A 21533-nucleotide genomic window follows, 5' to 3' on the forward strand; every position below is an offset into this window, starting at 1 on the left:
GTATGAACAACGATAAATTTGCATTACCGATTTACTGGAATGACCACGAAGATATAGCTCAAGAACTGTACGAAAAGTTTGGTGATGAATTTAACGAGGCTAAAATATACCGTATTAGATTTACAGAACTGTTAGATTGGGTACTTGCGCTACCTAATTTTAAAGGTACTCGTGAAGAAAGTAATGAAGGACATTTAGAGCAAATTCAATCTGCTTGGGTTTACGAATGGAGAGATAATCAAGATTAGTTAACTACAATGTTCCTAGAAAACCTAAAAAATATCACCACTTTTATTTTCGATGTAGACGGTGTTTTAACCGATGGAACTGTTATTGCATCAGAATCTGGAGATCTTTTGCGCACTTTTAATATTAAAGATGGTTATGCCCTGCAATTGGCATTAAAGAAAGGATATAACATTTGTATTATATCAGGAAGTGGTGGTGCTGCAACAACAAAACGTTTTGAAAATTTAGGATTGCCTGATGTTTTCTTAAAAGTAGTTGACAAGGTTGAGGTTTTTGAAACTTATCTAAAAGAAAAAAATATTTCACCTTCGCAGGTTTTATATATGGGCGATGATATGCCCGACTACTATGTAATGAAGTTAGTAGGCATTGCTACATGTCCACTTGATGCTATAGATGAGATTAAAAAAATCTCACATTATATCTCTCCAAAAAAAGGAGGGGAAGCTGCAGTTAGAGATGTAATTGAAAAGGTATTAAAAGTACAACAAAACTGGTTCGACCTTCATCCATCTGCTGCTGATTCGAGTAAATAAAAATTTATTTCATTGTCTCCTAAGTGTTTAAGATTGTTACAATTATTTGCTGACAATCAATTAAACTTTCTAATACTTTTACGTTCTAAGAAATACAAAAACATAAAGAACCAAGGGATTTTTATGCTTAAACATGAGATCTCAAAACACGTAAAACAAAAACAACATGAAAAAATTAGTATTATCATTAGTGCTTGTAGCAGGATTAGCATTCGCAGCAAATGCACAACAAGGTGGTCAAGGTGGTCAAGGTCGTCGTATGATGGCTCCAGAAGACAGAGTGAAACAATTAGATGAGAAAGTTAAATTAACTGATGATCAAAAAACGAAAGCAACAGCAGTTTATACTGAGGCTGCAGAAACTCAGAAAAAAATGCGTGAAGAGATGATGGCTGGTGGTGGCGATAGAGATGCGATGATGGCTAAAATGCAAAAAATGCAATCCGATCTTGACACTAAAGTAAATGCTATTTTAAACGATGATCAGAAAAAAGCCTACAAAACTTGGCAAGATGAAGTTAAAGCAGCAAGAGAAAAAATGATGAAAGAACGCCAACAAGGTGGCGGTGGTCAATAATTAAACCATCACATTTTATAAATAACGAAAGCGACTTATAGTCGCTTTTGTTATTTTAGCACAAATTTATACCACATGTACCAACAACAGCATCCTATAATTTTAGCCTCAAAATCACCACGTCGTCAAGAATTAATGAAATTGATTGGCTTAGAATTCACTATCGAGTTGAAAGAAGTAGACGAAAGCTATCCTAAAGGATTAAGCCCTGCACAAGTTGCTGTATATATTTCCGAACAAAAAGCGAAAGCATTTGGAAACGCTGAACATAAAATTGTAATTACTGCTGATACCATTGTAGCTTTAGATGGTGAAATTTTAGGTAAACCAAGCGATAAACCACATGCACAAGAAATGTTGCGCAAATTATCTGGTCGTACACACGAGGTGTATACTGGAGTAACCTTAATTAAAAATCATAAACTAGTATCATTTTATGATTTAACCAAAGTACATTGCAAAGAAGTAAGTGATGAAGAAATCGATTTCTATATTGATACTTACAAACCTTACGATAAAGCTGGTTCTTATGGTGTACAAGATTGGTGGGGATTGGTTATAGTAACACGTATAGAAGGCTCTTATACCAATGTGATGGGGTTGCCAACAGAAAAATTATATCAAGCGTTAAGCGATTTGGGATAATTTTTCCTAAAATTTTAAACTCTGTAAAACACCCATTTTTAAATCATAGGTGGAAAGTTTTATCTTTTTAATATCCAGCTCTTCTAAAATATAATTCGTTAACAAACTCGCCATAACAATCATATCTACACGAAGCGGAATTAACCCTTTCATGTTTGTACGTTCATCGTGATTAGCCTTAATTAAAGTATTAGCTAATTCAGTATACGCAGGTAAGGAAATGTTCGTCGTACTTATTTTAGCAATATCAATCTTAGGTGAAATCATACCTGCAAAGGTTTCAAATGCACCGGCTGAACCAATGAGTGTTTTAGGTTTATAAGCAGCACAAATTATTTTAAGCGCTTTTAATTCCTCATCTAAATGTTCTATTATTGATTGCTGATCAGCTTCATTAATCGGGTCAGATTTAAAGAAACGTTGCATCAATCTTGCTGCACCAATGTTATAACTCTTTTTCCAAACTAACGTCTCCTCATCACATAAAATAAATTCAGTACTACCTCCACCAATATCCATAATCAAAGATTTGCCTTTAATAGCTCCACTCCATTTTACACCTTCGTAAATATATTGTGCTTCCTCATCACCATCAATAATATCAATTTCAATATGAGCTTGTTTTTTTGCAGCCTCAACAAATTCTAATCCATTTTTCGCACTTCGAACACCAGAAGTAGCCGTTGCTTTAATAACATCAACTTCATGTTTATCCAGCTCTGCTCTAAATTCTTTCAAACATGTTATACCACGTTTAAATGCAGTAGGAATTATTAAATTATTGGTAGTAATATTTTCGCCTAATTTTACTGGCTGATTGGTTTTATAAATTACATGAAGTTCGTTTGCATGCTGTTCTGCAATTATTAAATGAAAAGTATTAGTTCCTAAATCTATTACAGCTAACTTCATATTATATTCTTTCATATAAATAACTGGGCATCAATTTTAAAAACCAAGCTATAATTCGCCAACGCTTAGTTATATAGATAACGTTCTTTTTGGTTTTAATTGCATTAAATATTTGTAAAGCTGCTTTTTCAGGGGTTGCCATCCAAAATTTTTCTTCAGCTTTTGCCATTGCAGTATCTACAAAACCTGGTCTTGCATCAGTTATTGAGATAGCTAATTTTTGTTTTCTTACTTTTTGCCTTAATCCTTCTAGGTAATTAATTTGATAAGCTTTACTGGCATTGTAAGCTGGAGCAATGCCACCGCCTCTTAAACCTGCAATAGAACTAATGACAGCAATTTGTCCAGTTTTTTGCTTTTCGAAATAATGAAAAGCCCAAATAACAACTTTATTAAACGCTTTCACATTCACATCAATGGTAGGCAATTCTAAATCTATGTTTAGATCTTTATTTAACTCCCCAATTCCAGCACTAAAAATTAATAGGTCTAACCCGTCTAATTGTTTAGTTAAAATCTGTAGATTTTCTTCTAAACCATTAGCTGTAACATCAAACGCTAAACTATAAAAGGTGTTAGGCTTTTCAGTATGCAGTTCGGCAAGTAGGTTTTCTCTACGACCAATTATACCAACTTTATATCCATTATCTGCTAATAGTAGAGCTAACGACTTTCCAATGCCAGAAGTTGCACCAACAATGATTGCTTTTTGCATATTAGATCTTAACGGCACAGATGCTCCGTATAAAAACTAGATAAAAAATGCTAGTTTTTATACGTAAACCATTTAAACATTTCTTTAAACGTAGTTTTCTTCCCGTACATTAAAATACCAACTCTATAAATTCTGCTTGCAATCCAAACCGTTCCTACAAAGCCAACTACTAAAATCACCATAGATAAAGCAAGTTCCCAATTTGGAACACCATACGGTAAGCGTACAACCATGGCAATAGGAGAGGTAAATGGTATCATCGAAAGCCAAAAGGCAACATTCCCATAAGGATCATTGGTAACCACACTTAACGATAAAGCATAACCCAATAATAATGGCATCATCACAGGCATCATAAACTGTTGGGTTTCCGTTTCACTATCAACCGCAGAACCAATAGCGGCATATAAAGCACTGTAAAACAAATATCCACCAATAAAGAAAAAGATAAATACCGAAACAATTTTACTAAAATCAAGTCCTGCTAAGCTCTTCTGAATATCCATCATAGGACCTTGTGCTGGCGATACTACTTGTGTTCCCGTTGTTACCTGACTTCCACTTTGTGCAGATGCGGCTATTTTTTTAACATCAGCTTTATCTACTAAAACAGTTACAGCAACCGTACTAATGGTAAGCGTTAGAACAATCCATAAAATAAACTGCGTTAAACCTACTAAAGCAATACCAATAATTTTGCCCATCATTAACTGAAAAGGCTTTACAGAAGAAATCATGACCTCAATAATTCTGCTTGTTTTTTCTTCAATAACTCCACGCATTACCTGTATGCCGTACAGCATAATGAACATAAACATTAATATCCCAGCTATAAACGCAATAATCGTACTTGCTCCAGCGCTACTTGATTCTTCTTTTCCAGTTTCAGCAATCTTTTTAGTTTCAATATCAACAGATGTTTTCAACTGATCCAAATCACTTTGTGCGATACCAGATTCTTTCAATTTTTGGTTGCGAATCAACTCTTCAATATCCCCAGAAATTCTACTATTTAAGGATAAACCAGCCTGTTTTTGCACCAAACAACTCAATGCCCTTTGGCGCTTTTAAATCAAACTCAGGTAAATACAACACGTAATCATAATCAGATTTTTTTAGCGATTTCTTCATCTCATCCAAATCCTTGTTTACATAATCGTATTCAATGTTTTTATCTGTGACCAATTTTTCCGTTAGCGTTTTATTAGTACTAACTACAGCTATTTTATCATGTGTATCTTTTATGCCTTTATAAGTGAAGTAACCAATTAAGCCATAAATTCCGGCAATTAAAAGTGGAGTTAAAAAAGTCATAATAATGAACGATTTTTTCTTCACTCTCGATAAATATTCCCTGCGTATAATTAGTAAAATCTTATTCATAATCTTGTCTTTTAACTTTGTCAATAAAAATATCGTTCATGGTTGGTATCACCTCATCTAATCGATGAATAGCAACATAAGGTAACAATAAACTAAGCACCTCATTAGCAGTTTTATCTTGCTGCAATTGCACTTTAATTAAAGTTTTTCCCTTAACATTTTCAGTTTGTAACACGTCAAATATTCCTTTAGCACTTACTACATTATACTCGCCTTCATATTCAATCCAGTACGTATTATTCCGATAAGTACCTTTAATTTCATCCACACTACCATCTAAAATCTTCTTAGATCTATCAATCAATGCAATATGATCACAAAGTTCCTCTACACTTTCCATTCTATGCGTAGAAAATATAAAAGTAGCTCCCTGTTTGTTCAATTCTAAAATTTCATTTTTAATAATATCAGCATTAACAGGGTCAAAGCCAGAGAAAGGTTCATCTAAAATAATCAACTCAGGTTGATGCAAAATGGTAGCTACAAATTGTACTTTCTGCTGCATACCTTTACTCAAATCTTCTACTTTTTTACTCCACCAGCCCGCCATCTCTAGCTTTTCGAACCAATATTTAATGCGTTTGGTAGCTTCAGCAGTGCTTAAACCTTTTAATTTAGATAAGTATAAAACCTGTTCGCCAATCTCCATTTTCTTGTACAAACCACGTTCTTCGGGCAAATACCCAATTTGAGAAATGTGTTCGGCATTTAACCGTTCGCCATTAAAAAGAACTTCGCCACTATCTGGTGCAGTAATCTGAGTAATAATTCTAATTAAAGAAGTTTTGCCAGCACCATTAGGTCCTAAAAGACCAAATATTTTACCTCTTTCTACTTCCAAGCTAACTTGGTCTAAGGCACGGTGCGTTGCATATTGTTTCACAATATTTTTTACGCTTAGCATTTTACGATGTTTGTTTTAGTTAGTAAATATAAGATGCTGGCCGGTTAAAAATGTTACGGTTATGAACAGTTTGTTTTAAACCTTCACTTATATGTTCTATTTTGTTAATAATCTTTAGAAAAACAAGGTCAGCATTCTATCGCAATTTCAATCCCGTTTTCCGTTACAATCTTTTTGTGTTAACATTCATCGTCATTTCGACCGTAGAGGAGAAATCTTTGGATTATGCACTCACATTCGAGATGGTTCACCACAAAAGTATTTTCACTTTAATCGGGTTTAGCATCTAAAGCAAGCAGTTCTTTTGAACATTTCAAATGTACTATTTAACAAGCTTTTGCAATTGCCTTGAATTGATTAAAGCACCAGTTCCCCAAGTATTATTGAAGTAAATAAAGACCTCTTCAGTTTCAGTAGGAACTTGTAGGACCAAATTTTTCATCACTTCTTCAGCATATTCCGATTTATATAGAACTGGTTTACCATGCAATCGATAATACACTGTAGGATTATTTTTCACTACACTATCAGATAATGCAGAAGGATAACTTTGTCCGCAAAAAATGATGTTATACTCAGCAAGTTTCGCATAAATTTCCTCATCCCACCAAGAAGCATGTCTAAACTCTACCACATTTTTGAAAGTTGGATCTAACAAATCAATTAATAACTGTAACCGTTCAGCAGTATAATTAAACTTTGGTGGAAACTGAAATAATACACATGCCAGTTTATCTGTTAAGCCATTACCTATTGCTAAATAAAAATCAGCCAATAGCTCTTTACAAATTATTAGTTGTTTGTAATGAGTAATTAACCGTGGCGCTTTAATCGTAAACACAAAATCAGCTGGACTTTCAGTATACCACTTCTCAAAAGATTTTTGAGTTGGCATTTTATAAAAAGTAGAATTAATTTCTATGGTATTAAAATGTTGACAATAAAATTTAAACCAATCTTTTTGTGCCAATCCTTTTGGATAGAAAACCTCTTTCCATTCACTATAATAAAACCCAGAACAACCAATACGCCAATTCATGTTAACTTAACAAAATTGGTTTTTAAATGTTTAGTATTACAAGAATAGACTAGGGGGAGGTTAAAAAAAATCCCAACCATTTGGTCGGGATTTTCTCTTATTCAAAATATTCTTTCATTTTATCAAAGAAACTCTTGTCGTTTTTACCAGGTTGCGGCTTAAAGTTTGGAGATTCTCTTAAACTCTCTAAAATGGCTCTTTCTTCACTACTTAACGCTTTAGGAGTCCAAATATTTACATGGATAATTTCATCACCTCTATGGTAAGAATTTATTTCAGGAATACCTTTTCCTTTTAAGCGCAATAGTTTTCCACTTTGCGTACCAGGCTCAATTTTAATTTTTGCCTTTCCATCAATAGTAGGCACTTCAGCACTATAACCCAAAGCAGCATCAACGATACTTACATGCAAATCGTACACAATATTATTGCCTTCGCGTTTTAATGTATCATGAGGTAATTCTTCAATCAAAATGATTAAATCGCCAGGAACACCACCATTCGGAGCAGCATTACCTTTGCCAGCCATGCTTAATTGCATACCTTCACTTACACCGGCAGGAATATTTATGGTAATTGTTTCTTCACCACGAGTAGTTCCTTCACCATGACAAACATTACATTTAGCTGTAATTTGTTGTCCACTACCATGACAAGTAGGGCAGGTTGCAGTAGTTTGCATCTGTCCTAAAATAGTATTAGTTACCCTACGAACTGCGCCGCTACCACCGCAAGTTTTACATGTACTTACAGACGATTTATCTTTCGCACCGCTACCATCGCAAGTTTTACAAGTGATTTGTTTATTAACTTTTATCTTTTTCTCAGCGCCATGAGCAATTTCTTCAAGTGTTAATTTAACCTTAATACGTAAATTACTACCCTTAGCTACTCTACGACCACCACTACGAGATTGTTGGCCACCACCAAAGAAACTATCAAATGGACTTCCGCCACCACTACCGAAAATATCGCCAAATTGGCTAAAGATATCTTCCATATTCATGCCGCCACCGCCATAGCCGCCGCCACCGCCTGCGCCGCCAACACCCGCATGACCATACTGATCGTAACGTTGTTTTTTCTCTGGGTTACTTAAAATCTCATATGCTTCTGCTGCTTCTTTAAATTTATCTTCTGCAACTTTGTCATCAGGGTTCTTATCCGGGTGATATTTAATAGCCAACTTGCGGTAAGCTTTCTTAATTTCCTCCGCCGATGCGTTTTTGGCTACGCCAAGTATATCGTAAAAATCTCTTTTGCTCATTGTTAACTACCTACTACCACCTTTGCAAAGCGAATTACTTTGTCATTTAGCGTATAACCTTTTTCTAATTCATCAACTACTTTACCTTTTAAATCATCAGATGGTGCAGGTATTTTAGTAATTGCTTCGTGTATATCTGTATCGAAAACAGTATGAATGCTTTCCATTTCTTTTAATCCTTTTTGACCTAAAATGTTCTTCAACTTAGTTTGCACTAACATAATACCATCACGAATGGCACTTACTTCTGTTGCATTTTCAGTCGCTTTAAGCGCACGTTCAAAATCATCTAAAACAGGCAATAAAGAAACCACTACATCTTTTCCAGCTGTTTGCAATAATTCTACGCGTTCTTTTTGTGTACGGCGTTTATAATTATCAAATTCTGCAAATAAGCGTAAATATTTATCGTTCAAAGCAGCATTTTCTTGCTGTAATTTTTCCTCTGCAGAAAGCTCTACTACAGGTTCTGTAGCTGCATTTTCTTCACTATGAGTTTCTTCGCTTTGTGCGTTTTCTATTTCTTGCTCTACCTCGTTATTTTTAATAACTGGTTCTTCTTCCTTTTTCTTCTTATTAAACATGTTGTATACTCGTGTTTTTCCCAAAGGGATTCCTTTGGATTGTTCAAACTCAAAAGTGTTGCCAATACCTAAAATCAGCCATGCTGTCAGTTTTAATTAGGTATGACTGAACAGAATGGCTGATTGACTGACAATGAATTTATGATGTTAATTTAATTGATTAAGCAATTTGTGCATCCTCATGTACAACCCCACCTTCACATTTAATAATTCGTGAAGGAAAAGTGCGGATGATATGATAATCGTGAGTTGCCATTAAAACAGCAGTTCCGCTTTGGCTAATTTGCTTTAACAACAACACAATTTCTTCAGATGTATCTGGATCTAAGTTTCCTGTTGGCTCATCGGCCAAAATAATTTCTGGATTATTTAACAATGCTCTAGCAATAACAACACGCTGTTGCTCACCCCCTGAAATTTCGTGAGGCATTTTTTTAATTTTAGAACGTAAACCAACTTTCTCCAAAACATCTTTAATGCGTTCGTTAATTAGGTTTTTATCATTCCAACCAGTTGCTTTTAAAACAAACTCTAAATTTTGCTCAACTGTTCTATCGCTTAACAACTGAAAATCTTGAAACACAATCCCTAGTTTTCTACGCAAGTAAGGCACATCCTTATCAGCTAGGTTTTTTAAATCGAAGCCTGCAATTGTACCACTACCATTTCCAATGTGTAAATCGCCATAAATTATTTTCAACAAACTACTTTTTCCAGAACCTGTTTGACCAATTAAAAAAACAAATTCGCCTTTGGCTATGTCTAAATTTACGTTTGATAAAACCAAGTGTTTTTGTTGAAAAACATCTACTTTTTGTAAGTTGATAACTATGTTTTCTGCCATGTTTAAATATCTAATTTGGTAACCTGTCCAAAAGGTAAATCATTTATAATGTTCATAATGTAAGGCAGCTTATCGCCAAAGCCTAATTTCTCTAAAGATTTATCAGGGCGATCTACTCTAAAATAAGCTAATAATGTAAACTTCTCATCCCTTAGCTGTACGTAATCGGGTATTTTGGCAATGCCTTTTACTTTTATGATATACATTTGCCCAAAAATAACATTTCTAGCTGATAATTGAATTGAAATAATCGATTTTATCTGGTTAATAAAACCCATCCAGAATATATCTTAAAATCTTCATTCAAATAAAGAGTATAGTAATAAACGCCTATTGGCAAATTTTTACCGTGAGATTTTCCATCCCATGGTTGTGGATTTGAACTTTCAAAAACCAACTGACCATTTCTGTTCACTACTTTTAATTTTGGATTAGTAAATGCAGCTATCGATGGAATATTCCAAGTATCATTAATTCCATCTCCATTGGGTGTAAATGTATTCGGTATTTCTATTTTTGGGTAAACTTTTACAAACACATCATCTGTGCTCACATTGCAATTAGAGTTTACAGTTAGTGTGTAGGTGATGTCATTTGGAGGGGTTGCAATTGGATTAAGTTTGGTTGGATCATCTAAATAATCAATAGGTGACCATAAATAGGTAATATTATCTCCTGTAGCATTCCCTTTTAATGTAACTGACTGACCAAGAAATAATTTTTTGTCTCCTCCAGCATTTGCTGATGCATTTTTTAAAACAGTAATAAGTATTTGTTTAGTAGTAAAGCAAGTGCCATTTGAAACTTTTACAGTATAAATTGTGGTTTGTTTTGGAGTTGCGATCGGGGTTGCACTATTTGGATTTGATAAACCATCTGTAGGAAGCCACGTATAGCTAGAACCACCACTCGCTTCTAATTCGAAGCTTTCGTTTTCGCATATTGTGGCGGTTGTAATATTAGTATAAGCAATAACTTGCGGTAAAACTTGCACCTGAGTTTGACTTGTATTAGAACAACCGGAAGCATTAAAAACGGTTACAGTATATATACCACTTGAGTTTGCGCTTACATTTGGTATAATTGGATTTTGAAACAGAGACGTAAATCCATTTGGTCCAGTCCAGCTAAAAGAAATACCCTGATCAACATTTAATTGAATAACTGAACCAACACAAGCTGCACCACTATTACTAGCAATAGGGTTTGGTTTCTCGTTTACGTGTATGGTTAAAATTGCCGAAGAAGTTCTACAATTTACAGAATTGATATTTGGTCGCTCCGCTACTGACAAACGATATTTATAGGTTCCAACAACAGCATTTGTAAAAGTTACGGTAGTTTGAGTTGTGTTTTCTCCAAGAATATCTATCCAAGTTGAACCATTAAACGATTGCCATTGATATACCGGATCGCTATATCCTGCAGAAACTTGTGCAGCAAGGTTGTAGGTTTTGCTTTGTCCAACGCATAAATCTGCATTTACACCAACGACATTATTAATTGAAGGCGTAATTGTTGGTCCACATGCTCTAAATGTGATATCGTCTAAAGCAATATCATTTCCATTACCGCCAGGACCGTTATTTATCATTTTTAAAACAATATCAGCATTGCTGGATGTAGTAAATGTAGTCGCATATTGTTTCCACGTAGCGGTTGTATTTTCTAAAATATCGCCAGTATCGTAGCTTTTTAAAACTGTCCCACTTATAGTTTCTATCTGAAAAGTAACATTAGGTTTAATACCAGAATAGTTTAAAATATTAATAATCCATGCGGCAAACTCATAAGTTGTACCCGGACATAAACCAGTAATAGTTGTTTGATAAAAAATACCTGGGTTATTAGATGCATTAACCACCATCATGTACCCATTTGCATCATTTGGCGTATGATTATTGATTTGAAACCAACCATTCCCACTGCTATGCATTCCGAAGGTGTTTTGTGAAATGGTGTAATCACCATCATTTGGTGTACCACCCACAAAATTATAATTAGTAGTTCCAAATGTTAAAGGAGAACCAAATGCATTAGCGCCTTTTCCAAAATCAATATTAATTACAGGATCTCCCAATGTGCCATTGCACACTTGAGCGTTAATTTCTGAAAAAGAAAAGAATAAAATAAGCGCAATAAAATACTTGCAAAATGTTGGTTTCAATTGCTATTAGATAAATTTTAAACAAAGTAGCAATTTTTTATAGTCTATTAGATATAGATCAACTTTGTTGTGTAAATGTTGTGGTAATTATAGGCTATTACAGTTTTTGCAAAAACTCAATTGTATTAACATTATCTGCATAATCCCAAAGTTTAGGACTTTGACTTTCACCAAATCCAATTTTTTCTTTGCTAATTTCCAATTGGACATTTGAAACTACACATTGAATTTGTTCATCTTGTGCATTTAATTTCGCTTCTACATCTTCGATAGAACTATATTCTTCGTAAAACAGAACTGCCAAAGGCGATACAAACGTTTCATCCTCTTTCACTAAAATAAAACCATTATCAAAATGTTTTACGCCGTTTACCAAATAAATGGATTTATTGTAATCGTAATTATTGTTGTATTTGAAATGATTAATAATTGGTTGATATTTTTCAATCGGCTCGAAGAAATTCTTCAAATCGTAATTTTCAGGAACATAAATTTTAGATACATTTCTACATCCTAAACCAAAATAATCAAAAACATCATAGCCTAAACTTTCTAATTCAGTTATACTTTCTTTACCATTTAAAACAGCAACACTATTTCTATTTTTACGGATGATGTTAGGGACTCTGCCAAAATAGTAATCAAAATAACGAGAAGTATTATTGCTGCCAGTGGCGATGATCGCATCAAAATCTTTTAATCGCTCTGCATATTCAATATGATTTTCGAGTGCTGGTTCAAAAGAAATTAATTGTTTTAATAAAGCAGGTAATAATTTATCATCAGATGATGACATTTTAATCATAGCAATATTTCCAGTCGCTAACACACAAATTACATCATGCAAGCCAACTAAAGGAATGTTGCCGGCTAAAATCAATCCCACTTTTTTAGGATCCTCATTAAGCTGAATGTGCTCAAACCATTGTTCTAAATCATGATCATTCAGCATATTACTTAAGGATTTAAGCGCTTTTTTTACTTCCTCTGGAGTAAACCATGCATTGCTATGGCTAACAGATTGTACTATTGCATTAAATTCTGAACTAGTGTTAACCATAAATTCGCTTAGCTTTTTTAATGCAATAATTAATTTTCCTTTGGTAAGTGATGACATATTTAGAACTATTATAAATGAATATGTGTTATATTTGCAGTGCAAAGTTAAACTTAGCAATAGATTTATACGAAGACATGGCGATTAAAATAACAGACGAATGTATTAATTGTGGAGCATGTGAGCCAGAATGCCCAAATAATGCAATATACGACGCAGGTACAGCCTGGAGATTTTCTGATGGTACTAATTTAGATGGTATTATTGATTTTGGTGGACAACAGATAGATGCTAGCGCTTCGCAAGAAGCTGTTTCAGATGAAGTTTACTATATAGTTTCTGATAAATGTACAGAATGCAAGGGTTTTCATGATGAGCCTCAATGTGCTGCGGTTTGCCCGGTTGATTGCTGCGTTGACGATGAAGATGTTCGTGAAACAGAAGAAGAATTATTAGCTAAAAAAGCTTGGTTACACCAAGAAGGATAGTTTAATTCACTATTTTCAATTAATTTATAATATAAAAGGAGATTTTTATTTAAATCTCCTTTTTTAATGCTCATTAATTTTCTGTCAATTGAGAATTGCAATTGAAAATTTAATTAATCCTTATTAGGTACAATTAAAACTGGGCAAGCAGCTTTTCTAGCCACGTGTTCTGCTACACTACCCATTAAAAAATGGTATAATCCAGATCGACCGTGTGTTCCAATTACAATTAACTCAGCGCCCCATTCCTCTGCTTGTTGAATAATGCCGTGGGTTGCTGTATCTAAGCTTGTTAAATAAGTAGTTGGAATTCCGTTTCCGTGTTTATATGATATTTCTTTAAGTAAAGTGTGACTATTTTCCTCGCTATTGTCATACATCTCCATAAAAACTGGTGCTAATGTAAAATCTGGATTTACAGTTGCTGGAGCAGGCTCTATAATATTCAAAAGCGCTACTTCTGCACCAAATTTTGTTGCCATTTCGTAGCCAGCTTTTGCTGCTTTTTCAGAACATGTACTGTTATCTACAGCAATTAATATTTTTTTGAAATTCATGGCTCAAGCATTTAAGTACATAAAAATAACAAATAAAAAATGTAAATGTTTATGTTGTGATGTTAATCACTATTTTTGGAAATACATTTTATATATGGATAATTACCACGTTTGTCGAATTGCTGTTGCGCCATTAAGAAAGGAACCATCTGATAGAAGTGAAATTGTATCTCAATTATTGTTTGGAGATAGAGTTAAGATTTTAGAGAAAACTGAAAAATGGTGTTTGATCAAAACTCATCATGATAATTATGAAGGTTGGATGGATTATAAGCAACTACAAAAGATTTCTGATTTGCAATTTGCAGCCGATAATGATCATGTTTACGTTACTCCAATTCAGTTGAATAACACTTTAATTGCAAACGATGGAAGTGCTTACTATTTAAGCCCTGGTAGTACATTGCCCTTTTACGAAGATGGATTTTGTTACTTAGGAGATGAAAAATTTGAGGTAAAATTTACGCCAATACATCCTGATAAAACAAATTTTAAGACAAAAGTTGAAAAAACGGCTAAGTTTTTTGAGAATTCTCCGTATTTATGGGGAGGTAGAACTTTGTTTGGTATAGATTGCTCTGGTTTTGTACAAGCTGTTTATAAATTAAATGGATTACAACTTAAAAGGGATGCTTCTCAACAGGCAGAACTAGGGGAGTTAGTTGATTTTCTAGCATCAGCTCAATTGGGAGATTTAGCTTTTTTTGATAACGAGGATGGGAAAATTACTCATGTAGGTTTAATGCTAAGCAATGATAAAATTATTCATGCTGCAGGAAAAGTAAGGATAGACCCAATTGATGATCAGGGGATTTATAATGCGGAATTAGGTAAATACACTCACAAATTGAGAATTATAAAGAGGTTCGTGTAAAAGTGCGAAAGTTTTTAGTCTAAGAGTCCGAATGATAATGTTTAAATCAAGGTGCTAAAGGCCTAGTCAGTCATTAACTTGGATAAATTTTCTTTCAGCTCGGCAAGTTCTTCTTCAACTTTTGTTAAACGTTCTTCTAAATCACTAGTAGATTTTGGACTTTCGTCTGCAATATATTCTTCTTCGAAAGTTTCGATATCACCAGCAAATAAATGCATGTAACGTTGCTCTTTCTGTCCTGGTTTACGAGGTAATTGTTTAATGTAAGCTGGTTCTTCGTTGGCTAATTTTTCTAAAACTTGTTGAACTTCTTCTAAAGTTTCAAATTCATATAATCTTCCGGAATTTGTATTGATTTCGCCAGGAGTTTGTGGTCCTCGTAAAAACAACAGGCACATTACTGCAACTTCCGAAGGTACAAGAGGAAATACGATAGCGAAGTTATGTTTGTATTTAATGCTTCTAATCGAGCCACCAGTTGCAGTAGAGATTAATCCGGCAATTTTTAAAGAATTGAGTGCAGTAGTTATCGTCGAATCATCATATTGAACAACTGGTTTACGAGATGTTTTTTGATTACAAGCAGCAGCTAACCCATTCAAAGTCATTGGGTAATAATCTGGCGTAGTTTTGCACTTCTCCATCAAAGCGCCTAAAATTCTTATTTGTGCTGCATCTAAAACTGGTAAATTTTTTGTGTCCATGAGGCCAAGATATAGTAATTCGTTAAAACTAAAAATAATTAGCTAATTTTCAACTAACCTTCCATCTCCCAAACCATCACTTTCCTGTCATCTCCTGTAGAAATCAAAAATTTTCCATCATTACTCCAACTAATCTTGTTGATAGAATGAGTGTGCCCAACTCCAGTTTTTTCTAAACTTAAAATTTTATAAAGTTTAAAGCTTTCAGCATCCCAAAGTTTAATGCTTTTATCTTGACTACTTGTAGCAAAATAGGGTAGCGATGGGTGAAAAACAATATTATAAATAGTAAATAAATGTGCAGCAACAGTTTGTGTCAACTCATAATTTGTGCCATGGACCAAACTCCATATGTTTAATTGCGCATCTCGGCTACCCGAAATTAAATATTTCCCAGTGGGATGATAAGCCAAAGAGGTTACACCGAATTTGTGACTTTCTAAAGTTTGCTTTAAACTATAATCGGCCAAATTGTAAATACGAATTAAATGATCTTTGCAACCAAGGGCGATTTCGGTTTCATCTGGAGAAATTGCAATACATCTAACGGTATCGTAAGCTACTTGAAAACGATAAATTTCAGTAAAATCTGTTAACGACCAAATGGCGACAGCACCGTCTTCTCCTGTAGTTAATAACTCATTTTTACTTTTGATAGTTTTTATATCAAAAATAGGCTTCGCATGTGCATTTACACGAGCTATAATTTTCTGTTCTATAAAATCATATACACTAAAGGCACCACTTCTTTCACCAATAAATAGTTTATTATTGTAATTGTGTAGCACATAAACAGAGCTTTGGACAGGCACTTTAACCATTACAAAAGCCATGTTTTTAAGCGACCACTCTACAACCCCTTTATCATTTCCAGCACTAAAAAATATACCATCTTTATCTGAAAATGCTAAAGCATACACAGGATTTTGATGACCAGAAAAGGTTTGTAAGTGTTTAAGCATGAATTCGACTATTTATGTCTTCTCTCTAAATTCTTAGCAATATGTTGAATGGATAGCCCTTTTTCTTTTAATAAAAATAGTAAGTGGAAAAGTAAATCTGATGCTTCTCCGATAAAATCTTCTTCAGTTTCTGCAAGCGCTGCAATAACAGTTTCAACTCCTTCTTCTCCAACTTTTTGCGCAATTTTATTTAAGCCTTTTTTGCGCATTTTATTGATGTATGAGTCCTCAATAGGATTTTCATAACGATCATTAATAATATTCTCTAATTCAAAAATGAAGTTCTGATTATAGTCTGTTTTAAAACAGCTTCTGCTGCCAGTATGGCAAGTTGGCCCAATAGGTTTTGCCTTTATAAGTATTGTATCGTTATCACAGTCGATATGAATAGATTTTACAAAAAGGAAATTTCCACTTTCTTCACCTTTAGTCCATAAACGGTTTTTAGAGCGAGAATAAAACGTTACTTTACCTTCATTTTGTGTTTTTTCAAATGCTTCTGTATTCATGTAGCCTAACATCAAAACTTCTAACGTTTGATCATCTTGTACTACAACAGGAACCAAACCGTCTCCTTTATCAAAATCTATTTTCATATCCTTACTGGGATGTTATTTCTTTTTAATTCTTGTTTCAAATCTGGGATTAATATTTCTCCATAATGAAATACAGATGCTGCCAATGCGGCATCAACTCCAGCTTTTTGGAAAACTTCTGTAAAATGTTCAGTGTTTCCCGCTCCACCAGATGCGATAATAGGAATATTAATCATCTTATTTATCTTTCCAAGTAAATCGCAATCAAAACCTTGCTTGGTACCGTCATGATCCATGGAGGTTAATAGAATTTCTCCAGCTCCTAAATCCTCGGCTTTCTTAATCCAACTTTCTGTTTCTAGCTCGGTAATTAATCGACCGCCGTTTAAATGGACAATGTTTTTGCCATTAATATGCTTGGTGTCGACTGCCAAAACCACAAATTGAACACCAAACGTTTTAGCTAAATCCGCAATTAATTGAGGATTTTTAACCGCCGCAGAATTGATGCTTATTTTGTCTGCACCTGCATTTAAAAGTGCTTCTGCATCAGCGATTTCAGTAATGCCGCCTCCAATTGTAAATGGAATGTTTAATTGTCTCGCAACAGATTTTACCATCTCAATCATCGTTTTACGACGTTCATGAGTGGCAGTAATATCTAAAAATACCAACTCATCTGCTCCTTGTTTTGCATATTGAGCTGCTAATTCAACTGGGTCGCCAGCATCACGTAAATCAACAAAGTTGATGCCTTTTACTGTACGGCCATCTTTTACATCAAGGCAAGGAATAATTCTTTTCGAAAGCATTTTATTATAGTTTCGTCAATGCGAGGAACCAAGCAATCCTAAAGGACTAAGCTATCGTTGAAAGATTGCTTCGTGCCTCGCAATGAGGTTAATTTTATATTGATGATAACGCTTTCAAATTCCACTCCTTAATTTCTTCAATAGAAATTCTGTTTTCATAAATCGCTTTGCCTACAACAACACTTCTGATGTCATATTGCGCTAATTCCTTGATGTCATCCATAGAACTTACTCCGCCAGATGCGATTAATTTAATGAAAGGAGAGTGATCAAGTAATTTCTTGTATAAATCTACAGCTGCACCTCCTAATTTTCCATCTTTATTAATATCAGTACATAAGAAGCGGAAGAAACCTAAAGCAAGACATTTATCAACGTAATCCATTAATTTTATCGGAGAACTTTCCATCCAACCAGAATATTTAATTACCTCGTCTAACACATCAATGGCAATTACAATTCTATTGGCATAGCCATCTTTTTTAACAAAAGCGGCACTCAATTCTGGTAAAAAATCTGGATTGCTAATGGCTTGTGTACCAACAATAACGCGATGAATTCCAGAATCTAATAAGTTGTTTACTTGCTGAATAGTTCGTATCCCACCACCGTATTGAACCCGCATATCGGTTTTTTTAATAATGTCGAATAATGCTTTTTGATTGCTAAAATCGCCTTTTGCTCCATTTAAATCAATAATATGAATAAAATCTGTACCGTTTGAGCGGTAGCGTTCTATCATTTCCTGAATGGAAACATCATATTCTGTTTTCTGGCTATAGTCGCCTTCACGTAAGCGGACAACTTTTCCATCTAAAATATCAATTGCAGGGATAATGTACATTTTATGAATTTATGTTTGAGAAGTTTTTCAATAAGTGTTCGCCTGCTTCGCCAGATTTTTCTGGGTGAAACTGAACGCCATAAAAATTATCTTTTTGTATTGCTGCCGAAAATTTGTTTCCATAATTAACAGATGCAATATCAAAAGTAGGGTTATATTCAATAAAATAAGAATGCACAAAATAAAACTGTGTACCCACAGAAACATCTTTAAATAATGAATTGTTTTTAAATTCCACAGTATTCCACCCCATGTGAGGAATTTTAATACCTAAATCTTTGTTAAAAAGTTTAGTTTTTAATGGAATGATATCCAATAAATTAGCGTCACCTTCTTCCGAATGTTGAGTAATTAACTGCATGCCAACGCAAATACCAAGTACAGGTTTTTTTAGGGATTTAATAGCAGTTACTAAACCAGTTTGTTCTAGCTTTTTCATTGCTGCACCAGCATGTCCAACTCCAGGAATAATAATGTGACTATAGTTATCTAAATCAGTTTCTAAATTTACCATGCCATAGACGATGTTTTGCCTTTCTAAAGCAGCAGTTAAAGAGAAAATATTTCCAGCTCCGTAATTAACTATTCCAATCATTTTTCAGTTATAATAACCCTTTTGTGCTCGGTAAAACTAATTTTTCAGCATCACGTTTAACCGCCATTTTAATTGCTTTTGCAAAAGCTTTAAAGATAGCTTCTATTTTGTGATGTTCGTTTTCGCCTTCTGCTTTAATGTTCAAATTACATTTAGCTGCATCGCTAAAGGATTTAAAAAAGTGAAAAAACATTTCTGTAGGTACATCGCCTACTTTTTCACGTTTAAAATCTGCGTCCCAAACAATCCAGTTTCTGCCACCAAAATCTATAGCAACTTGTGCCAAGCAATCATCCATTGGTAAACAAAAACCATAACGTTCTATACCTAATTTATTACCTAAAGCTTGTGCAAAAGCTTCACCTAAAGCAATTCCAGTATCTTCAATCGTATGATGTTCATCAATATGTAAATCGCCATTGGCAATAATATCTAAATCCATACTTCCATGTCTAGCAATTTGATCTAACATGTGATCGAAGAAATTTAGACCAGTTTTAATCGTTGCTTTACCAGTTCCATCTAGATCTAAATTAATCGTAATGTCAGTTTCATTCGTTTTGCGGACATGATTTACTTTTCTCGCCCCAGCTCTTAAAAAAGTGTAAACATCTTCCCATTTTTGAGTTTCTAAGGCAATTACATCTGTTAGCTCTTCAATTTTAGCCATTCCTTCAGCACTACCTAATGCATCATTCTGACGCAAGAAGATAGCTTTTGCACCTAAATTTTTTGCTAAAATCACATCATTTAATCTGTCGCCGATTACAAATGAATTTTTCAAATCGTAGTCTTCTCCCAAATATTTAGTCAACAAGCCTGTTTGAGGTTTGCGAGTAGGGGCATTGTCTTTTGCAAATGTTCTATCAATTATAATTTCACTAAAAACCACACCTTCATTTGCGAAAGTGTCAATCATAAAATTATGCACCGGCCAAAAATTTTCTTCAGGATTTGAAGGAGTACCCAAACCATCTTGATTAGTAACCATAACTAACTCAAAATCCAACTCTGTTGCAATTTTAGAAAGGTAATACAATGATCTTGGATAAAATTTTAACTTCGCAAAACTATCAACTTGTTCATCCGCAGGTTCGATGTTTAATGTGCCATCGCGATCTATAAACAATACTTTTCTCATTATAATTTTTCTAAAATATTTAATAATTGATTGTTTTCGTCAATTGTACCCACAGTAATTCTTAAGCAACCTTCGCAAAGTGATACTTTTGAACGATCACGAACTATTATTCCCTTATCTACCAGTAAATTATAGGTATTCAACGCATCTATCACCTCTACCAATATAAAATTAGCATCAGAAGGATAAACTTTTTTTACAAGCGTTAATTTGGCCAATTCAGTATTCAATCTTTCACGCTCTGAAACAGTTATTTTAATCCACTCATTTACTTGCTGAATATTATTTAAAGCTGCTAAGGCTAAATCTTGAGTAGCTTGGTTGATGTTATAAGGCGGTTTTACTTTATTTAGAATATCAATTACTGGGCGTGATGAAAACGCCATTCCTAAACGTAAAGCCGCTAATCCCCAAGCTTTAGAGAACGTTTGAAGGATGACTAGATTAGAATATTCAGTTAATTCTTGAATAAATGTTTTCTGTTTTGCGAAATTGATATAAGCTTCATCAATCACTACCAAGCCTTTAAAATTCGCTAAAATCGTCTCAATATCTGTTCTGTTAATTGAGTTCCCGGTAGGATTATTTGGTGAACAAATAAAAATTATTTTTGTATTTGCATCAATCGATTCTGCAATTTTCTCTAAATCTAATTGAAAATTAGGCAATAAATCAACCTTTCTAATTTCAACATCGTTGATATTTGCAGAAACTTCATACATCCCATAAGTGGGAGGAAGAATAATGACGTTGTCTTTTCCAGGATTGCAAAATGCCCTATATAATAAGTCAATGGCCTCATCACTACCGTTGCCTAAAAATGTATTTTCAATAGGTACACCTTTAATTTTGCTAATTGCATCTTTTAAATCTAGTTGCAATGGGTCAGGGTAGCGATTATAGTTTGCAGGTAATGGCGAACCAAAACTATTTTCATTTGCATCTAAAAATATGCTTGCTTGTCCTTTAAACTCATCTCTAGCAGTAGAATAAGGTTTAAGGGTTTTTATATTTTCTCTTTGTAAGTCTTTAATATCCATTTTATTCGTTTTTTCGTCATCTCTACCTTGTGGAGAGATATTTTTCATTTGTTTTAAACAGAGTTCAAAGATTTTTCGGCTTTTCTCGAAATGACGATCTA

27 protein-coding genes are annotated in these 21533 nt (G+C 34.0%); 6 read left to right on the forward strand and 21 right to left on the reverse strand.

Annotated features, from left to right (window positions below; translation table 11 throughout):
- Positions 1–2: 2 nt before the first annotated feature.
- The 4 genes from iscX to ACHMWN_RS10210 all read left to right on the forward strand — a co-directional run bounded on the left by iscX (position 3) and on the right by ACHMWN_RS10210 (position 2007).
- Positions 3–248, forward strand: a complete 246-nt coding sequence (gene iscX, locus ACHMWN_RS10195) for a Fe-S cluster assembly protein IscX (protein ID WP_397300473.1) — start codon at positions 3–5, stop codon at positions 246–248.
- 9 nt (positions 249–257) lie between these two features.
- Positions 258–785 carry a KdsC family phosphatase gene (locus ACHMWN_RS10200; RefSeq protein WP_397300476.1) on the forward strand — a complete coding sequence of 176 codons (528 nt, stop codon included), beginning with the start codon at positions 258–260 and terminating at the stop codon, positions 783–785.
- A gap of 166 nt (positions 786–951) precedes the next feature.
- Positions 952–1362: a hypothetical protein gene (locus tag ACHMWN_RS10205; RefSeq protein ID WP_397300479.1), complete on the forward strand. Its 411-nt coding sequence runs from the start codon at positions 952–954 to the stop codon at positions 1360–1362.
- A 75-nt stretch (positions 1363–1437) separates the two neighbouring features.
- Positions 1438–2007, forward strand: coding sequence for a Maf family protein (locus ACHMWN_RS10210; protein WP_397300482.1), 570 nt, complete (start codon positions 1438–1440; stop codon positions 2005–2007).
- Between the two features lie 6 nt (positions 2008–2013).
- On the opposite strand, the gene ACHMWN_RS10215 is transcribed toward ACHMWN_RS10210, so the two are convergent.
- The 12 genes from ACHMWN_RS10215 to ACHMWN_RS10270 form a co-directional block, all read right to left on the reverse strand.
- Positions 2014–2934 carry an exopolyphosphatase gene (locus ACHMWN_RS10215; protein WP_397300485.1) on the reverse strand — a complete coding sequence of 307 codons (921 nt, stop codon included), beginning with the start codon at positions 2932–2934 and terminating at the stop codon, positions 2014–2016.
- The gene (locus tag ACHMWN_RS10220; protein ID WP_397300487.1) at positions 2921–3634 is read right to left on the reverse strand and encodes an SDR family NAD(P)-dependent oxidoreductase; all 714 of its coding nucleotides are present in this window, start codon (positions 3632–3634) and stop codon (positions 2921–2923) included. The genes ACHMWN_RS10215 and ACHMWN_RS10220 overlap by 14 nt, the downstream gene beginning before the upstream one ends.
- 50 nt (positions 3635–3684) lie before the next feature.
- Positions 3685–4674 carry an ABC transporter permease gene (locus ACHMWN_RS10225; protein WP_397303567.1) on the reverse strand — a complete coding sequence of 330 codons (990 nt, stop codon included), beginning with the start codon at positions 4672–4674 and terminating at the stop codon, positions 3685–3687.
- Positions 4643–5017, reverse strand: coding sequence for an ABC transporter permease (locus ACHMWN_RS10230; RefSeq protein WP_397300490.1), 375 nt, complete (start codon positions 5015–5017; stop codon positions 4643–4645). Before ACHMWN_RS10230 ends, ACHMWN_RS10225 begins: the two co-directional genes overlap by 32 nt.
- The gene (locus ACHMWN_RS10235) at positions 5010–5921 is read right to left on the reverse strand and encodes an ABC transporter ATP-binding protein (protein WP_397300493.1); all 912 of its coding nucleotides are present in this window, start codon (positions 5919–5921) and stop codon (positions 5010–5012) included. The genes ACHMWN_RS10230 and ACHMWN_RS10235 overlap by 8 nt, the downstream gene beginning before the upstream one ends.
- A 322-nt stretch (positions 5922–6243) precedes the next feature.
- On the reverse strand, positions 6244–6960 hold the full coding sequence (locus tag ACHMWN_RS10240) for a DUF72 domain-containing protein (RefSeq protein ID WP_397300496.1): 717 nt from the start codon (positions 6958–6960) through the stop codon (positions 6244–6246).
- A 97-nt stretch (positions 6961–7057) separates the two neighbouring features.
- Complete coding sequence (dnaJ, locus tag ACHMWN_RS10245; RefSeq protein ID WP_397300499.1) at positions 7058–8227, reverse strand: molecular chaperone DnaJ; 1170 nt, start codon at positions 8225–8227, stop codon at positions 7058–7060.
- Positions 8228–8229: 2 nt separating this feature from the next.
- On the reverse strand, positions 8230–8811 hold the full coding sequence (locus ACHMWN_RS10250) for a nucleotide exchange factor GrpE (RefSeq protein WP_397300502.1): 582 nt from the start codon (positions 8809–8811) through the stop codon (positions 8230–8232).
- A gap of 160 nt (positions 8812–8971) precedes the next feature.
- Positions 8972–9655: a cell division ATP-binding protein FtsE gene (locus ACHMWN_RS10255; RefSeq protein WP_397300505.1), complete on the reverse strand. Its 684-nt coding sequence runs from the start codon at positions 9653–9655 to the stop codon at positions 8972–8974.
- 2 nt (positions 9656–9657) lie between these two features.
- Positions 9658–9861, reverse strand: coding sequence for a fructose-6-phosphate aldolase (locus ACHMWN_RS10260; protein ID WP_173268513.1), 204 nt, complete (start codon positions 9859–9861; stop codon positions 9658–9660).
- A 50-nt stretch (positions 9862–9911) separates the two neighbouring features.
- Positions 9912–11822 (reverse strand): gliding motility-associated C-terminal domain-containing protein, encoded by a 1911-nt coding sequence (locus ACHMWN_RS10265; RefSeq protein ID WP_397300508.1) that lies wholly within the window; start codon positions 11820–11822, stop codon positions 9912–9914.
- Positions 11823–11919: 97 nt separating this feature from the next.
- The gene (locus ACHMWN_RS10270) at positions 11920–12939 is read right to left on the reverse strand and encodes an acyl-CoA reductase (RefSeq protein WP_397300510.1); all 1020 of its coding nucleotides are present in this window, start codon (positions 12937–12939) and stop codon (positions 11920–11922) included.
- A gap of 77 nt (positions 12940–13016) precedes the next feature.
- Here ACHMWN_RS10270 and ACHMWN_RS10275 point away from each other — a divergent pair, with 77 nt between their 5' ends.
- On the forward strand, positions 13017–13367 hold the full coding sequence (locus tag ACHMWN_RS10275) for a 4Fe-4S dicluster domain-containing protein (RefSeq protein ID WP_397303570.1): 351 nt from the start codon (positions 13017–13019) through the stop codon (positions 13365–13367).
- Positions 13368–13480: 113 nt separating this feature from the next.
- Here ACHMWN_RS10275 and ACHMWN_RS10280 read toward each other — a convergent pair whose 3' ends face one another.
- Positions 13481–13924, reverse strand: a complete 444-nt coding sequence (locus ACHMWN_RS10280) for a universal stress protein (RefSeq protein ID WP_397300512.1) — start codon at positions 13922–13924, stop codon at positions 13481–13483.
- 94 nt (positions 13925–14018) lie between these two features.
- Here ACHMWN_RS10280 and ACHMWN_RS10285 point away from each other — a divergent pair, with 94 nt between their 5' ends.
- On the forward strand, positions 14019–14798 hold the full coding sequence (locus ACHMWN_RS10285) for an NlpC/P60 family protein (protein ID WP_397300514.1): 780 nt from the start codon (positions 14019–14021) through the stop codon (positions 14796–14798).
- A 62-nt stretch (positions 14799–14860) separates the two neighbouring features.
- On the opposite strand, the gene ACHMWN_RS10290 is transcribed toward ACHMWN_RS10285, so the two are convergent.
- The 8 genes from ACHMWN_RS10290 to hisC all read right to left on the reverse strand — a co-directional run bounded on the left by ACHMWN_RS10290 (position 14861) and on the right by hisC (position 21432).
- Positions 14861–15502 carry a YceH family protein gene (locus ACHMWN_RS10290; RefSeq protein ID WP_397300516.1) on the reverse strand — a complete coding sequence of 214 codons (642 nt, stop codon included), beginning with the start codon at positions 15500–15502 and terminating at the stop codon, positions 14861–14863.
- A 53-nt stretch (positions 15503–15555) separates the two neighbouring features.
- The gene (locus ACHMWN_RS10295) at positions 15556–16464 is read right to left on the reverse strand and encodes a WD40 repeat domain-containing protein (RefSeq protein WP_397300519.1); all 909 of its coding nucleotides are present in this window, start codon (positions 16462–16464) and stop codon (positions 15556–15558) included.
- An 8-nt stretch (positions 16465–16472) separates the two neighbouring features.
- A complete protein-coding gene (hisIE, locus tag ACHMWN_RS10300) occupies positions 16473–17060 on the reverse strand; it encodes a bifunctional phosphoribosyl-AMP cyclohydrolase/phosphoribosyl-ATP diphosphatase HisIE (protein WP_397300522.1) in 588 nt (195 codons plus the stop codon).
- Entirely contained in the window at positions 17057–17812 is a 756-nt protein-coding gene (gene hisF, locus ACHMWN_RS10305; RefSeq protein WP_397300524.1) for an imidazole glycerol phosphate synthase subunit HisF, read from the reverse strand. The genes hisIE and hisF overlap by 4 nt, the downstream gene beginning before the upstream one ends.
- Before the next feature lie 94 nt (positions 17813–17906).
- Entirely contained in the window at positions 17907–18656 is a 750-nt protein-coding gene (gene hisA, locus ACHMWN_RS10310) for a 1-(5-phosphoribosyl)-5-[(5-phosphoribosylamino)methylideneamino]imidazole-4-carboxamide isomerase (protein WP_397300527.1), read from the reverse strand.
- Position 18657: 1 nt separating this feature from the next.
- A complete protein-coding gene (gene hisH / locus ACHMWN_RS10315) occupies positions 18658–19251 on the reverse strand; it encodes an imidazole glycerol phosphate synthase subunit HisH (RefSeq protein WP_397300530.1) in 594 nt (197 codons plus the stop codon).
- Positions 19252–19258: 7 nt separating this feature from the next.
- A complete protein-coding gene (hisB, locus tag ACHMWN_RS10320; protein WP_397300532.1) occupies positions 19259–20392 on the reverse strand; it encodes a bifunctional histidinol-phosphatase/imidazoleglycerol-phosphate dehydratase HisB in 1134 nt (377 codons plus the stop codon).
- Positions 20392–21432, reverse strand: a complete 1041-nt coding sequence (gene hisC, locus ACHMWN_RS10325) for a histidinol-phosphate transaminase (RefSeq protein WP_397303573.1) — start codon at positions 21430–21432, stop codon at positions 20392–20394. The genes hisB and hisC overlap by 1 nt, the downstream gene beginning before the upstream one ends.
- Positions 21433–21533: the final 101 nt, after the last annotated feature.

Origin of the sequence: Pedobacter sp. UC225_61 (genome assembly GCF_044452285.1) — a bacterium.
Classification (GTDB): domain Bacteria; phylum Bacteroidota; class Bacteroidia; order Sphingobacteriales; family Sphingobacteriaceae; genus Pedobacter.